Consider the following 13,417-nt stretch of genomic DNA (forward strand, 5'->3'; position numbering starts at 1 on the left):
TCACGGCACCGAGACCGGACGCAGGCAGCTCTGCAGCGGAGTGACGATGGAGCAGAGCGCGGGTGCGCGGGTCGGGCGGTAGTCCGCCGGGACGCCGTGCGAGGCGGTGATGGCGCGCAGGGCGGCCACCGCGTCGGTGGGGCGGCGGGTCAGGCTCGGGTCGGTGGTCGCGTCGACGGTGTACAGGCCGAAACGCGGTGCGTAGCTGCCCCATTCGTAGTTGTCGGTGAGGCTCCAGTAGTTGTAGCCGATGACGTCGATGCCGTCGAGCTCGGCACGCTGGATCCAGTACACCGTGTCGCGCAGATGGTCGGCGCGGGTGTAGCCGTCGTGGCGCGGCGCGCCGTTCTCGGTCGGCAGTCCGTTCTCCACCACATAGATCGGCAGGCCGGGGAATTTCTCGGCGTAGGTGCGCAGGTCGTAGTAGATGCCCTCGGGCTCGATGGCGTTCTTCCACAGCTCATCGCCCACCAGCGCGGTGGTCGGCGGATGCTCCAGCGAGACACCGTAATAGAAGTCGATCCCGAGGTAGTCGAGCTTGTCCCGGACCCGATCGACGAACAGCAGGTCCGTCAGGTTCTGCACGATCGGATACTGCGCCACATTGCTGGTCACCCACGCGCCCGGCTGCCGCTGGTGGATGTAGTCGTAGATCGCCCCGTGCGCCTGCACCAGCCGATCGAACATCGGCACGGCATCCAGCGGCCCGATGTCACCGATCTTGATCGACTGCGCCACGTATCCCATCGGTTCGTTGATGGTCACCCACAGCGGATCGAACCCCGCGTACCGGTCGACCACCCGGCGCATATTGGCCAGCCAGTCGGCGACCATGCCCTGGCTCTTCCAGCCACCCCGGTCCGCCGCCCAGCCCGGGACGACCCAGTGGTCGAGGGTGAGCATGGGCCGCATCCCCGCCGCCCGGATCTTCTGGACGACCGCGTCGTAGAACCGGAAGTCGTTGTCGTCCCAGACATCCGCGCGCGGCTGCACCCGTGCCCACTCGATACTCAGCCGGAAGACCCGCACCCCCAAACCGGCCGCCAGATCGATGTCCTCGGCGTACCGGGTGTAGAAGTCGACCGAATCGCCGTACCGGTCGCGCGCCTTTCCCGAGTTGGCGTATCGGCTCCAATTGCTGTCCGGCGCATGGCCCTCGGATTGGAACCCGGACATGGAGACACCCCAGAGGAAGTCGGCGCCGAGCGCGGGCACACTCGTCGGCGCGGCCGCGGCGCTGCCCGTGCCGGACCCGCTGGGCGCCGCGCCCACCGTGGCACCCCCGCCGAAGACGAGGGCGATCGTCGACAGAATCGTGCACAGGATGCGCGTGCGTCTCATATCGGCAGGATCTCCCCAGGTGTTCGAGCGGTCAGCAGCCCGGACTTTACTGGTCACCTGTCCAATATGTGGCGGATTCAGCGAGCTACGCCACCTCGTGTTCAGTCCAGCCGGCGCGCCCCGGCGGCCGGTTCGACGGTGAAGACCCGGGGCGCCGGGAGACCCGCTGCCGCGAATCGCTCCTCGATCCGCGCGGCCACCCGGTCGGCGCCCGAGCGGTCGGCCAGCGCCAGCACGCTGCCGCCGAACCCGCCGCCGACCAGGCGCGCGCCGTGCGCGCCCGCCGCCAGTGCCGCGTCGACCGCGAGGTCGAGCGCGGGCGCCGACACCTCGAATTCGTCGCGCAGCGACCGGTGCGACGCGGTGAGCGCAGCGCCGACGGCCCTCGGATCGGCGCCCGAGCGCAGCTGGTCCACGACGGCGAGGACCCGCGCGTTCTCGGTGACCACATGGGTCGCCCGTCGCCGCAGCAGCGGGTCGGCGAGCCGGGGCAGATCGGCCACGGTGGCATCGCGCAGGGCGCGCACACCCAGTGCGGCGGCGGCCGCCTCGCACTGCGCCCGGCGTTCGGCGTAGGCGCCGTCGGCCAGGTCGTGCGGATGACCGGTGTCGGCGACGACCAGCGCCAGCCCCGCTGCCGCGAGATCGAACGGAATCTGTTCCACCGCAACGGGTTCCGGCCCATCGGGCGCGGTGAAGGCGCGCACGTCGAGGAACAGCGCGTGACCCGCCGCGCACAGGATCGACGCGGACTGGTCGAGCACGCCGGTCGGCACCCCGGCGAAACCGTTCTCCGCGGCGCGGGCGATCTCGACGACGGCGCGATCGGTGAGTCCGGGCGCGTACAGATCGCGCAGCGCCACCGTCACCGCGCAGCACAGTGCCGCCGAGGACGACAGCCCCGCCCCGATCGGCACCGCGCCGTCGACGTCGAGGCGCACCCCCGCGATCGGATACCCGCGGCGCACGAATTCCACCACGACGCCGAGCGGATAGCGCGCCCACCCGGGCACCCGATCACGCTGCGCGGCAAGCTCTTCCACGGTGACCACGACGACCTCGCCCGAACGCTGCGCCGAGGTGAGCCGGACCCGGCCGTCGCCGGTGGGTCCGGCCGAGCAGACGACGCCGAGCGGCAGCGCGATGGGCAGCACGAACCCGTCGTTGTAGTCGGTGTGCTCACCGATGATGTTGACCCGGCCCGGCGCGATCCACCTGCCCATTCCCTCGGCTCCTCCGCTGTCGTCGACGCTGCCGCGATCCCACCACACACCCCGCCGGTCGGGCGGCGGATACCGGGTACCGAATCGGTATCCGGCAATGCCGTCAAGGGCACGACAACCGGGTGCCGGACGTGTCATGATCGACTGAGCTGTAAAGGTTTTGAGCGTCTCTTACGTTCGATCGGCGCTCGTCGCGTGCGCAGCAGGATCGAGGGGGGCTGATGACCATCAGCGAGACACGCCACAGGAGCCCGCGCTGGTACGCGGTCGTCCTCGGCGCGGCGGGGGCTGCACTGCTCGCGCCGCTGCTCGGCACGCGGTCACTGTCGTTTCTGCTGCTGATCGTGATCGTCGCGGGCAGCCTGGCGATGATCGGCTTCGGCCTGTACAGCCACCGGCCCGCCCATCGGCTGCCCTGGTATCTGCTGGCCGCCTCGGTCCCGCTGTTCGCCTCGGGCACCGCGATACGCGAACTCGGTCTGTACGGTGCGTGGCATCCGGTCGACGATCTGTGCACCGTGGCCGCCTACCTGTGCCTCGGCCTGGCGGCGGTGGGCTGGCTGCAACCGCGGCGCGTGGCCGGCGCCCGGGATCTGTGGCTCGATTCGATGCTGATCGGGATCAGTGCCCTGCTGGCCTCATGGACCTTTCTGATCTCGCCGATCCTGCGCCACCACACCGGTTTCGACGCCGCGCTGGCCGCGAGCTACCCGGTGATCGACGCGCTGCTGCTGACCGTGCTCGCGCATTCGCTGGCCACCGTGGTCCGGAGCGAGACCGCGTTGCGGCTGCTCCAGGCTGCGCTGATCGCGGTGCTCGTCGGTGGCCTGCTCGAGAGTCTCACCGCCGCGGGCACCGTCCTGGTCGACAGCGGGTTCGCGCTGGTGCCGCAGCAGTGGGCGTATCTGCTGGCGGGGCTGGCCGCGCTGCACCCCACCATGGGCGTGACGCACGTGGCCGACGACGCGCACCCGCACCGGTCGCGCAGGCGTGCCGGGGTGATCGCGGTGGCCCTGGTCGCCGCCTCGCTGGTGAGCGTCGTCGGCGCCGACCTCGGGCCGGGCGACCGGGTGGTGATCTGCCTGCTGCTCACGCTGCTGCTGGTCGGGGTGCTGGTGCGCAGCGAGCGCGCGATCGCCCGGAGCCTGCGCAGCGAACGTCGCGCCCAGTACCAGGCCGACCACGATCTGCTCACCGGCCTGTTCAACCGGGGCGCGCTGCTGCGGGCGCCGCACCGGCACCGCCGGGAGTGGGCCGGAAAACCGTTGTGCCTGTTGTTCATCGACCTCGACGGCTTCAAGATGGTCAACGACAGTTACGGGCACGCCGTCGGCGACGAACTGATCGCCGAGGCCGCCGCCCGCATCCGCCGCACCGCCCGCCGCAGCGACGTCACCGCCCGCTACGGCGGCGACGAGTTCGTCGTGCTCGGCGCCCGCGGCCGCGCCGAAGCGGCCGTACTCGCCCAGCAACTGCTCGGCGCGTTCGTGCGCCCGTTCGATCTGAGCTGCGGCGAGATCCCCATCACCGCCAGCATCGGCGTCGCCTGCGTGGCCACCCGGCCGACCGACTCGACGGTCTACGACCTGATCCGCGCCGCCGACGCGGCGATGTACCACGCCAAGGAATACCGCCTCGGCCTAGCCTTCCACGACACCTCCCGCCAAGCACCCACCCACCGCCCGGTACTACACGCGAGCAAACGAAGCAGCACCGCTGTCTAGCCGACGACGCCCCGACCTCGAGAAGGGTCCGCCGCGGCGCAGCGGCGGTTCGCAGCCATCCCGCCGGTCAGGCACCGTTGCGCAAACGAAGCAGCACCGCCGTCCAGGCCACGCACGCCCCGACCTCGAGGAGGGGCCGCCGCGCAGCGGCGGTTCGCGGCCGTCCCGCCGGTCAGGCGCCGTTGCGACCGCGACGAAGGAGCAAGCAACGGTGCCTGACCGGCGGGACCAAGGGGCCGCGAACTCGAGCGCGCCAGCGCTCAATTCAACTCAGCAAGAAGCCTTTTGGCCGCCTCCAGTTCGGCCTGCAGCTGGGCGACCTTGGCCTCCTGCGCGCCGCGGGCGGCCTCCAGGATGCCGGCCACGACTTCCTCGACCTCCGGGTGCAGGATCTTGGCGGCCTGGGCGACGGCGCCACTGCTCACCGTCAGTCCCTTCACGCTGCGCTTCTTGCCGTTGACCACGTCGACGGTCCACTCGCCGTCGGCGGTGCCGGTGAGGGTGACGGTCACCTCGGGCGCCTTGGGCTTGCGCGCCACCGGGGTCTTGGCCGGACGCGGCGTGGCCGGCTTGGGCGCGGGGGCGGCCTCGTCGGGGACGGGCGCGAGCGACCGAGGAGCGGGCGGCGTCGGTGCGGCGCTCGGCAGGGTCGACGGCTGGGTCACAGTGTGGTCCTTTCGATTGCTCGGCTCGGGGACACTCTCCGGGCGGGTCCGCGAGGATCCGCCCGGCGCTACGGTAGTCGCGCGGGCCGGCTTGGTCAGCGTCACCTCGCTCGGTCCGAACGACAGCACATCTTTGGAACCGGTCGGCTTCACCTGCAGGAAGTCGCCGTCGGCCGGGTCGCCGAGGGCGACGACCTTGCCCGACTTGCCCTCCGCGACCCCGACAGCGGCGGCGGTGAACCACACCATCGGCGGTTTACCGTCGGCCAGCTCACCCGCGATGCGCGCGAGCTCGGCCTCGGACAGTACCTGCGGGGCGGATCGGCGGGATGCGGACTTGGTGCTCGGCGAGGACATCGTGGACTCCGGAAGGTTGGTGCGTTCTACAGCGTGGTGTGCTGGAGATGATGCCGCACGCCACCGACATGTTCCTGGCGAGCCCACCGGCACGGCCCGAAAACCCGTCCGATGACGGGCTTCCCGGCCGTGCCCGCGATCAGCTCCGGGCGGCGTTGCCCGCGGTCGTCGGACGGATGTTCGCGCGCACCGCGGCGACATCGGGGTACCCGTTGACCGCCATCAGCAGATCGGCTTCGGCCGCGTAGCTGCGCAGCAGGTGCACCAGCCCGCGGACTCCGCCCAGCGCCAGCCCGTACACGTACGGCCTGCCGAGCCCGACCATGGTCGCGCCCAGGCCCAGCGCCTTGACGACGTCGGCGCCGGAGCGGACGCCGGAGTCGAACAGCACCGGCACCCGGTCGTCGCACGCGGCGACGACGGCGGGCAGCGTCTCGATCGCGCTGAGCCCGCCGTTGGCCTGGCGCCCACCGTGATTGGAGCAGTAGATGCCGTCGGCGCCGAAGTCGATCGCCTTGCGCGCGTCCTCGGGGTGCGAGATGCCCTTGAGGATGATCGGCAGCTCGGTCAGCGAGCGCAGCCAGGTCAGGTCGTCCCAGGTCAGCGAGTTGCCGAAGGTCGCGATCCAGTGCAGGACAATCAGCTTGGGATCATCGGAGCCGACCATCGCCTGGAACACCGGGTCGCTGGTGTAGTTCTTCAGCACGTGCCCGCGCAGCTGCGGGAAGTTGCCGCTGGACAGGTCGCGCGGACGCCAGCCGGGCACCCAGGTGTCGAGGGTGACGGTGATGCCCGCGTAACCGGCGGCCTCGGCGCGGCGGACCAGGCTCTCGGCCAGCTCCCGGTTCTTCGGCGTGTACAGCTGGAAGAACGACGGCGTGTCGCCCGCGTGCGGGCGGACGTCCTCGAGCGGGTCTTCCATCAGGGTCGAGAACATCGCGGGCACACCGGTTTTCGCCGACGCCTGAGCCACCGCGATGTCACCGTGGCCGTTCTCGCCGACCAGGCCGATCACCCCGACCGGCGCGAGGAACAGTGGACTGGCGAAGGTGTGCCCGAAGGCGGTGACCGTGAGGTCGCGCTCGGTCGCGCCGACCAGCATCCGGGGCACCAGGCCCCAGTCGGCGAAGGCCTCGGCGTTGCGGCGCTGGGTGAGCTCGTCGCCCGCGCCACCGGCGATGTAGTTCAGCAGCGTGTCGGGCAGCGCGGCGGTCGCCTTGCGCTCGAGCGTCGCGTAGTCCATGGGAAATTCGGGCAGGTTCCCACCGAGCGCGGCCAGATAGATCTCGTTCTGATAGTCGGCGAACTGACTCATCGCAGAACTTTCGCATGCGAGCCGTGGTTCACAGACCCCAGGGGGGATGTAAGGTGCGTCATACTCGTAAGTAGACAGCAGCGTACCCAGCAGCACGTTCCGAGATTGTGAGTGCCCCTGTCGTGACCCTCGTCGAACACTCGGCCGCACCCGCCGACCCGGACGTTCTCCTCGCTCAGCGCATCACCAACGATGCCATCCGCTACCTCACCCTCCTCGCCTGTGGCCTCTCCCAGGATTCGATGGACCTGCTCACCTCGGTCACCGACCGACTACGCGCTGCCGAGGGCGCTTTACGCGATCCGCTCACCGCCGATCTCGGCTTCGACTGATCACCGTCGGCGCGCGGTGAGCGCGGCCAGGTCGGCGAGCCGGTGCGCACGCGCGATCTCGGCGGGCGTGAACGGTTCGTCGGGGCGCACGAATCCCCAGCGATCGTCGTCGCGTTCGAGTTCGAGCACGGTGCCCTCCCCCACATCGCCCGCCGCGGGCGTGCCGGGCGCGAGATAGCGCGCGCCGAGCAATTCGGCCACAGCCAAGGGCAATTCGTCCGGATCGCCCACGATCCGGGCCGCGATGGCCAGCGCCTTGGTCTGGCCGTCGATCAACGACAGCACCGTCGCGGGCCAGACCCGCACTCCCGATCCCCCCGCCTGCGCCACCGCCGCGGTGAGACTGTGCACGGTGACCCCTTCGGGCGCGGCGACGACGAGTTCGTCGAGTACCGCGTCCTCGAGTTGATGCACGTGCACCGTCAGGATGTTGGCCCCGCGCTGCGCCAGGTGTTTGGCCAGCGTCTCCAGCGCGCCCGGCCGATCCGCCAGCCTGACCCGGATCCGCCACAGCGCCTGCGCCTCGTCGATCCGGTCGCGGTGCCGTAGTTCCGGACCGTGCAGCCAGCCGCCCAGCATGCGCATCGCGCCCGGTTCGACCACCCAGATCACCAGGATCGTGGTGGTGATCGTCAGCAGGGCGACGGTGAGCAGGTAGGGCGGGTGCAGGTGGATCACCAGCGCGTGCAGCGCCAGCTCCACCGGGAACACCGCCGCCAGTTTGGCCAGCGCCAGCCGGGTGCGGCGCGGGTGCGGCAAGCGCCCGCACACCTCGCAGGCCAGGGCCGTGACACGGGGTCGCACTGCGATTCGCCACATGCGGGTCAGCGTCACCCACGCACGTGTCGATCATCGACGAGACACGTAAACGGGGCGTGACAGCCGCTCCGAAACCGCTTGACCTGCAACGTCTTCCGTAGTGATACCCACCACGCACAGCGCGCGTATGTGACAGCGGACACCTTCGGCCGGACAGTGACCGGCGATAGACACGGGCAACGATTGTGACTCGGCTCACCGCAAACCATTGACAAAGCCACACAATCGGGCATAAAACAACATGAGTACACATTCACCGAATCGGAGGAACCCATGTACGCCGAGGAACGGCAGCAGGCGATCACGACCCTGATCGGGCATCGCGGGCGGGTCTCCGTCGCCGAACTGGCCGATCAGTACGGGGTCACCACCGAGACCGTGCGCCGCGACCTCGCCATCCTGGACCGGCTCGGCCTGATCCGGCGGGTACACGGCGGCGCGGTCGGCGCCGGTGCGCTGACCACCATCGAGCTGGGCACCGCCGAACGCGACAGCACCCGCGCCGCCGAGAAGGACCGCATCGCCGTGCTGGCCCAGCGGTTCCTGCCCGCTGCCGGCGGCAGCGTGCTGTTCGACGCGGGCACGACGACGGCCAGGGTGGCCGCCGAGCTGCCGACCGATCTCGAGCTCGTCGCCGTCACCAACTCGCTGCCGATCGCCACCCGGCTCACCGGCTTCGCCGGGGTGCGGGTGCACCTGCTCGGCGGGCGGGTGCGCGGGGTCACCCAGGCGGCCGTCGGCGCCGAGACGCTGCGGGTGCTCGGCGAGCTGCGCGTCGACGTCGCTTTCGTCGGCACCAATGCGCTCACGGTCCGGCACGGCTTGTCGACGCCCGACCCGGAGGAGGCCGCGGTGAAACGCGCGATGATCGCCGCCGCCGACCGGGTCGTGGTGGTCGCCGACGGGGGCAAGGTCGGGCGCGAGGACTTCGTCCGGTTCGGCAGCACCGACGACATCGATGTCCTGGTCACCGATTCCGATATCCCGGCCACCGCGCACGCGGACCTGGTCGCGGCCGGCATCGAGGTGGTACTCGCATGATCGTCACGCTGACCGCGAATCCGAGCGTGGACCGGACGGTCACCCTCACCGAACCGCTGCGGCGCGGACAGGTGCACCGCGCCGCCGGTGTCACCGCGCAGCCCGGCGGCAAGGGCGTCAACGTCGCGCGAGTCGTCGCGGCCGCCGGCGTGCCGGTCGTGGCCGTGCTGCCCGGGGCCGAGGACGATCCCGTGGTGCACGGATTGCGCACGGCGGGTATCGGATTCCGCACGGTGCCGGTGCCGGGCGAACCGCGGATCAATCTGACGATCGCCGAAACCGACGGCACCACCACCAAGATCAACGCCCCGGGCCGCCCGCTGACCGGCCGCGATCTAGCCGAGCTGACCGCGGTGCTGGTCGAGCTGGCCGCCGACGCCGAGTGGATCGTGCTGTCGGGTTCGCTGCCGCCCGCGGTGCCGGTCGACTGGTACGCCGAGCTGGTCGCCACCCTGTCGCCGGTCGGCGCGTCCGCGAACGGGGCGAGCCGCACCCGGATCGCGGTCGATACCTCCGACGCGCCCCTGCTCGCACTGTTCGCCGAAGCAAGCCGCGTCGCACCCGATCTCATCAAGCCGAACTCCGATGAGCTCGCCCAGCTGACCGGGCTCGACCCCGTCGACCTCGAGGACCCCGGGGCCGCCGCTGCCGCCGCCACCGGCCTGATCGAGCGCGGTGTCGGCGCGGTGCTGGCGACCCTCGGCGCCGCGGGCGCGGTGCTGGTCACCGCCGAGGACGCCTGGTTCGCCCCGGCCCCGCCGATCGTGCCGCGCAGCGCCGTCGGCGCGGGTGACTCCGCCCTCGCGGGCTACTTGCTCGCCGACTCGGCCGGCGCGGGCCCCGCCGACCGGCTGCGCGCCGCCGTCGCCTACGGCAGCGCGGCCGCCGCGCTGCCGGGGACCGAACTGCCCGGCCCGGCGGATGTCCAGCTCGACGCGGTCACCGCGCACCCGCTCCGGGCGACCTCCCAGCTCCCACCGGCGTCGGCATGAGCACCGCGCGCCGACGTCCGGACGACCGGCTTCCGCCGCGTCAGCCGCTGGACTCGCCTACCCGACCGCCACTGCCGATCAGCTGACTCGCCCTTCCGCTCCACCCCACTCCCGAAAGACACCACGATGGCCGATTCGATCATCACCACCGACCTGATCACTCTCGACGCCGATCTCGGCGCCGACAAGGACACGGTGATCAACGCGCTCGCCGGCAGGCTCGCCGCAGCGGGCCGCGCGAGCGACGCCGACGCGGTAAGCCGGGCAACCCTGGACCGGGAAGCGCAGTCGGCCACCGGACTCCCCGGCGGCATCGCCATCCCGCACTGCCGAGCGGCGGCCGTCACCAGCGCGTCCCTGGCCTTCGCCCGCCTCTCCCCCGGCGTCGACTTCGGCGCCCCGGACGGCCCCGCCGACCTGGTGTTCCTGATCGCCGCGCCGGAAGGAGCGGGCGCCGAGCACATGAAGCTGCTGTCGTCACTGGCCCGCGCGCTCGTCCGACCGGCCTTCGTCGCCGAGCTGCGGTCGGCCGCGACGCCCGCCGACATCGTCGCCCTGGTCGACGGTGTCATCAACCCACCGCCCGCCACCGCACCTGGCGCCGCCACTCCGACGAGCGGAACTACGCCACGGGCAACCACCGCGCCCGAATCGCCGGCCGATGACCGTGACACCACGGGTAGCTCCGCAGCCGCGAGCACCGCCCCCGGTGCAGGCACCGCTGCCGCAGCCACCGACAGCACGGGGGCGCAGGTCAGGCCCGCCGCCGAAATACCTTCGGCCGCAGCCACATCCACCAACGCCGAGCTGTCCTCCGGAACAGGCAGCGCCACGGAGGCTTCCGGCGATAGTGCGGCCACAGCCACGGCCGGTGATCCGCATTCCGGAACAGGCAGCGCCGCAAGGACTTCCGGCGGAAGCGCGGCCGCACGGACAAAGATTGTCGCGGTCACCGCCTGTCCGACCGGCATCGCCCATACCTACATGGCAGCCGATTCCCTCGTCGCCGCAGGCGAGCGCGCCGGAGTCGATGTGGCCGTGGAGACCCAGGGTTCCAGCGGCGGCGACACGCTGGACCCGGCCACCATCGCCGCGGCCGACGCGGTCATCTTCGCCACCGATGTGGGGGTGAAGGATCGGGGCAGGTTCGCGGGCAAGCCGGTCGTCGAGTCCGGCGTCAAACGGGCCATCAACGAACCGGACACGATGCTCGCCGAGGCGGTCGCGGCGAGCACCACCCCGGGCGCGGCGACGGTCGGCGGTGCGGCTCCGGCCCCGGCGGCAGCGGCGGCCAAGAGCATCGGCTGGGGCACCCGGCTGCGGCAGATCCTGCTCACCGGCGTCAGCTACATGATCCCGTTCGTCGCGGCGGGCGGCCTGCTGATCGCGCTGAGTTTCCTGCTCGGCGGGTACGAGATCTCCGACAGCGCGAAAGACATCGTGCTGAACAACTCGCTCACCGACCTGCCCGACGGCGGCCTGGCCACCTACTTCGGCGCGGTCCTGTTCCAGATCGGCGCGCTCGCGTTCGGCTTCCTGGTGCCCGCGCTGGCCGGCTACATCGCCTTCGCGATCGCCGACCGGCCCGGTCTCGCACCGGGTTTCACCGCGGGCGCCATCGCGGTGTTCGTCGGGGCCGGGTTCCTCGGCGGTCTGGTCGGCGGTCTGGTGGCGGGTTTCGCGGCACTGTGGGTCGGCAGGCTGCCGGTGCCGACGTGGGCGCGCGGCCTGATGCCCGTGGTGGTGATTCCGCTGCTCGCCTCGCTGATCGTCGGCGTCGCGATGTTCGTCCTGCTCGGCAAGCCGCTCGCGGCCGTCACCAACGGACTCACCGATTGGCTCAGCGGCCTGTCCGGCACCTCGGCGATCGCGCTCGGTGTGATCCTGGGCGTGATGATGTGCTTCGACCTCGGCGGGCCCGTCAACAAGGCCGCCTATGCCTTCGCCGTCGCGGGCCTGTCGGTGACCGACACCGCGACGCTGCGGATCATGGCCGCAGTGATGGCCGCCGGCATGGTGCCGCCGCTGGCGATGGCGCTGTCGACCACCGTGCGCCCGCGCCTCTACACCGAGGCCGAGCGGGAGAACGGCAAGGCCGCCTGGCTGCTGGGCGCCTCGTTCATCTCCGAGGGCGCGATCCCGTTCGCCGCGGCCGACCCGCTGCGGGTGCTGCCCTCGATGATGATCGGCGGCGCGGTCACCGGCGGGCTGGTGATGGCGACCGGCGTGACGCTGAGCGCACCGCACGGCGGCATCTTCGTGTTCTTCGCGATCGGGCACCTGGCCTGGTTCGTGCTGGCACTGCTGGCGGGCACCGTGGTCGCCGCGCTGTGCGTGACCCTCGCCAAGGAGTTCACCCGCAAGCAGTCCGTGTCCCCCGTCCTCACCACCGCGTAACCCGTTCACACACAAGGAGATATCCCATGGCCAGCACCACCGTCACCGTCGGTTCCTCGATCGGCCTGCACGCCCGTCCCGCCGCCCTGATCGCCGAAGCCGTCGGCGCGGCCGGGGTTCCGGTCACCATCGCGCTGGTCGGCAGCGACCCGGTCGACGCGGGATCGGCGCTGATGATCATGACCCTCGGCGCGGGCCAAGGCGCCGAAGTGGTGATCACTTGCGACGACCAGCCGACCCTGGACAAGATCACCGAGATGGTCGCCAGCGACCTCGACGCCTGACCGTCCGACCGCCCGCGGCCATCCGTCCACCGGGTGGCCGCGCGGCGTTCGCCCGCCGCCGCCGACAGGCGTGATGGCGTTACCCCCGGGTACATTCGAGGAGCTCGTACTTCAGTTCTCTCGAAAGGCCCTCTGCCCTATGGGTACTCGCTGGCTGCGTCGCCTGTCCCCCGCCCCGGGCGCGGAATCCCGCAAGCTGGTCTGCTTTCCGCACGCCGGCGGTTCCGCTCTCGCGTTCGGGCCGCTGGCCAAGTCGATCGGCGCGGACTACGACGTGCACGCCGTGCAGTACCCCGGGCGCCAGGATCGGCGGCAGGAACCGCTCGTCGACAGCATTTCCGGTCTGGTCGACGGGCTGCTGCCCGAGCTGATCGAGGCGCTCGACGGCGACGAGAACTTCTTCGCCTTCGGCCACAGCATGGGCTCGGTGGTCGCGTTCGAGACCTGCCGACGGCTGGAGCGGGAAGCGGGCGCGACCGCGCGGGTCCTGTTCGCCTCCGGTCGGCGCGCCCCGTCGGCGCCGCAGCCCGGCACCGTGCACCTGCTGGGCGATCGGGAACTGGCCGCGCAGCTGCTCGAGTTCGGCGGCACCCCACCGGCGCTGCTCGCCGATCCCGAGTTCCGGCAGCTCATCCTCGCGATCACGCGCAACGACTACCGCGCCATCGAGACCTACACGTGCGCCCCCGAGACGACGGTCGCCAGCCCGATCGTCGCGCTGGCGGGCGCGAGTGACGCCGACGCGCAGCTCGCCGACATCGAGGCGTGGGGTGCGCACACCACGGGCGGCTTCGTCGCGACGACCTTCCCCGGCGGCCACTTCTACCTCGACGCGAACCTCGACGGCATCGGCCGCCTGATCCGCGAGCACAGCGCGCGAGCGTTGTCGCGCTAGCCGCGCGGCCGGGTGAGCGGGCTGCTCACCCG

At 71.3% G+C, this 13,417-nt stretch carries 12 protein-coding genes; 7 read left to right on the forward strand and 5 right to left on the reverse strand.

The genetic code is table 11. From position 1 onward, the window contains the following. Both NV348_RS07255 and galK read right to left on the reverse strand, forming a co-directional pair. A complete protein-coding gene (locus tag NV348_RS07255; RefSeq protein WP_447146316.1) occupies nucleotides 1-1,341 on the reverse strand; it encodes a family 1 glycosylhydrolase in 1,341 nt (446 codons plus the stop codon). Between the two features lie 101 nt (nucleotides 1,342-1,442). Next, on the reverse strand, nucleotides 1,443-2,564 hold the full coding sequence (gene galK / locus NV348_RS07260; RefSeq protein WP_447146317.1) for a galactokinase: 1,122 nt from the start codon (nucleotides 2,562-2,564) through the stop codon (nucleotides 1,443-1,445). A 221-nt stretch (nucleotides 2,565-2,785) separates the two neighbouring features. Between galK and NV348_RS07265 the strand changes: the two genes are divergently transcribed. Next, nucleotides 2,786-4,288 (forward strand): diguanylate cyclase, encoded by a 1,503-nt coding sequence (locus NV348_RS07265; protein WP_447146318.1) that lies wholly within the window; start codon nucleotides 2,786-2,788, stop codon nucleotides 4,286-4,288. 260 nt (nucleotides 4,289-4,548) lie between these two features. Here NV348_RS07265 and NV348_RS07270 read toward each other — a convergent pair whose 3' ends face one another. Together NV348_RS07270 and NV348_RS07275 are read right to left on the reverse strand one after the other, a co-directional pair. Beyond that, the gene (locus tag NV348_RS07270) at nucleotides 4,549-5,310 is read right to left on the reverse strand and encodes a DUF6319 family protein (protein WP_447146319.1); all 762 of its coding nucleotides are present in this window, start codon (nucleotides 5,308-5,310) and stop codon (nucleotides 4,549-4,551) included. A gap of 139 nt (nucleotides 5,311-5,449) precedes the next feature. Continuing rightward, a complete protein-coding gene (locus NV348_RS07275; RefSeq protein ID WP_447146320.1) occupies nucleotides 5,450-6,625 on the reverse strand; it encodes an alpha-hydroxy-acid oxidizing protein in 1,176 nt (391 codons plus the stop codon). 107 nt (nucleotides 6,626-6,732) lie between these two features. Here NV348_RS07275 and NV348_RS07280 point away from each other — a divergent pair, with 107 nt between their 5' ends. Then, nucleotides 6,733-6,957 carry a hypothetical protein gene (locus NV348_RS07280; RefSeq protein WP_447146321.1) on the forward strand — a complete coding sequence of 75 codons (225 nt, stop codon included), beginning with the start codon at nucleotides 6,733-6,735 and terminating at the stop codon, nucleotides 6,955-6,957. Here NV348_RS07280 and NV348_RS07285 read toward each other — a convergent pair whose 3' ends face one another. Continuing rightward, entirely contained in the window at nucleotides 6,958-7,776 is an 819-nt protein-coding gene (locus NV348_RS07285) for an amino acid-binding protein (RefSeq protein WP_447146322.1), read from the reverse strand. Nucleotides 7,777-8,049: 273 nt separating this feature from the next. Between NV348_RS07285 and NV348_RS07290 the strand changes: the two genes are divergently transcribed. The 5 genes from NV348_RS07290 (at nucleotide 8,050) to NV348_RS07310 (ending at nucleotide 13,385) form a co-directional block, all read left to right on the forward strand. Then, on the forward strand, nucleotides 8,050-8,817 hold the full coding sequence (locus NV348_RS07290; protein ID WP_447146323.1) for a DeoR/GlpR family DNA-binding transcription regulator: 768 nt from the start codon (nucleotides 8,050-8,052) through the stop codon (nucleotides 8,815-8,817). Next, nucleotides 8,814-9,809, forward strand: coding sequence for a 1-phosphofructokinase family hexose kinase (locus NV348_RS07295; RefSeq protein ID WP_447146324.1), 996 nt, complete (start codon nucleotides 8,814-8,816; stop codon nucleotides 9,807-9,809). The genes NV348_RS07290 and NV348_RS07295 overlap by 4 nt, the downstream gene beginning before the upstream one ends. Nucleotides 9,810-9,935: 126 nt before the next feature. Then, a complete protein-coding gene (locus NV348_RS07300) occupies nucleotides 9,936-12,206 on the forward strand; it encodes a PTS fructose transporter subunit IIABC (RefSeq protein WP_447146325.1) in 2,271 nt (756 codons plus the stop codon). 26 nt (nucleotides 12,207-12,232) lie between these two features. Then, entirely contained in the window at nucleotides 12,233-12,490 is a 258-nt protein-coding gene (locus NV348_RS07305; protein WP_447146326.1) for an HPr family phosphocarrier protein, read from the forward strand. Nucleotides 12,491-12,629: 139 nt separating this feature from the next. Beyond that, nucleotides 12,630-13,385: a thioesterase II family protein gene (locus tag NV348_RS07310; RefSeq protein WP_447146327.1), complete on the forward strand. Its 756-nt coding sequence runs from the start codon at nucleotides 12,630-12,632 to the stop codon at nucleotides 13,383-13,385. Nucleotides 13,386-13,417 lie beyond the last annotated feature (32 nt).

Source organism: Nocardia fodinahabitans (assembly GCF_052983615.1).